The sequence below is a fragment of the Deltaproteobacteria bacterium genome (assembly GCA_003194485.1).
Taxonomy (GTDB): Bacteria; Desulfobacterota; Dissulfuribacteria; order Dissulfuribacterales; family UBA3076; genus UBA3076.
In genome coordinates, this window is record PQXD01000083.1 from 1 (window position 1) to 1,433 (window position 1,433).

The window sequence follows — 1,433 nt, forward strand, 5'->3', positions numbered from 1 at the left end:
AGAATAAACCATGCCAAATGTTGAAGAAATATTTTCCTCCATTGAATCGCTTTCAAAGGAAGAATTTGCCCGGCTGAGGGAATGGTTTTATGAAAGAGATTGGGAAAGGTGGGACAGGGAGATTGAAGAAGACTCAAAATCGGGAAAGTTAAATTTTCTGGTCAAAGAAGCTTTTGGTGAAAAAGCGGATGAGAAGCTGAAGGAATTATAAATGCACAAGGCTACCACCCGTTTTTGGAAGCTATTTGAAAGTCTTCCAGAACACATACAAAAGATAGCCAGGAGGAATTTTGATCTACTCAAAATGGATCCCCTCCATCCCTCTTTGCATTTTAAGAAGGTTGGCAACTTTTGGTCAGTTCGAGTGGGAATTAATCATAGGGCTCTTGCTATAAAAGATGGCTATGATTTCATTTGGGTCTGGATTGGTTCTCATGCTGAATATGAGCGAATGATTAAAGATGTGGGTTAATCGGGTAAGGGGGAGTTTTTCTCTCCCCCTCCCCACACCACACCGCATGCGGGTCCGCACGGTGCGGTTCCCGGTAAGTTTTAAAAGGTATTTTCATACCTCCCAGGGCTGGCTACAAGCTAAGCGCCGACTGAATTGGCTCTGCCGGTCGGCTTCATTGCCATGTCGAGCCCGCTTGGCTCCTCCCTGCTTACACAGGTTCGGCCCTTCACCATGTCCTGGGTATTACCCCAGGCATTGGGCTTATGGCCTCTGCTGACTCCTGTCCGGTCATCACACAGGTTGCCCTGCATGGCGCTGGACAGATCCCTGCCCTGTCTGCTTTCCTTGGGTTCGTATCTCCTCTCCAGGCGAAAGCCCTTTCCTGGAAAAGCCGGGACCTTTGGGTACCGGTAGCCCCTGCCGGTAATTTCACCAGGAAAGCTACATCCCGCATGGCAGACAGGCCTCCCCGGATAAGGACGTGAACTTCCACTGTACAGCCGCGCCATTTACCGTATCTCCTGAACCCAGGGCTTTGACATGTTGTGCTGACTTATCCGGAGACTGGACCTTGTATGCCGTTTCTGTTCGCCTGCCTGTGCGGTGCGCGCAGACAGGTCGGCTCATAGCTTTGTACTCCGGCTTCCTTCACCTGCCTGTCGGCAGACAGGGACCACCACCTCACGGTGACGCCCTTGCCTTCGGCTGGTACTTTCGCTATCCTCAAAAATCAGGTAGCAAGGTTCACGTACAGGGGACTTTAACCTCATAAGTTCACGCCCATGCCGGGCGTACCACAATTGGGTGCAGGGGGCGGCAAACAGCGCGGCGGTTTTTCAAGACCGTGCCCCGCATAAGAGTCTGTCCCGCAAATATTAGTTGCAAAATGAGGCCGAATTCGGTAAAATATTATATAATTTCAACATGATAATTGCTTTTTGAGGGCCTCATGAACTACAATTTCAGAAGCTATAATCCG

Annotated in this window: 3 protein-coding genes; 2 read left to right on the top strand and 1 reads right to left on the bottom strand. The window is 49.9% G+C overall.

The genetic code is table 11. The features are described from left to right. Window positions 1-10: 10 nt before the first annotated feature. Window positions 11-211, top strand: a complete 201-nt coding sequence (locus tag C4B57_12250; protein ID PXF50213.1) for a hypothetical protein — start codon at window positions 11-13, stop codon at window positions 209-211. Beyond that, window positions 212-472: a hypothetical protein gene (locus C4B57_12255; GenBank protein ID PXF50214.1), complete on the top strand. Its 261-nt coding sequence runs from the start codon at window positions 212-214 to the stop codon at window positions 470-472. 119 nt (window positions 473-591) lie between these two features. Here C4B57_12255 and C4B57_12260 read toward each other — a convergent pair whose 3' ends face one another. Next, the gene (locus C4B57_12260; GenBank protein PXF50215.1) at window positions 592-963 is read right to left on the bottom strand and encodes a hypothetical protein; all 372 of its coding nucleotides are present in this window, start codon (window positions 961-963) and stop codon (window positions 592-594) included. Window positions 964-1,433: the final 470 nt, after the last annotated feature.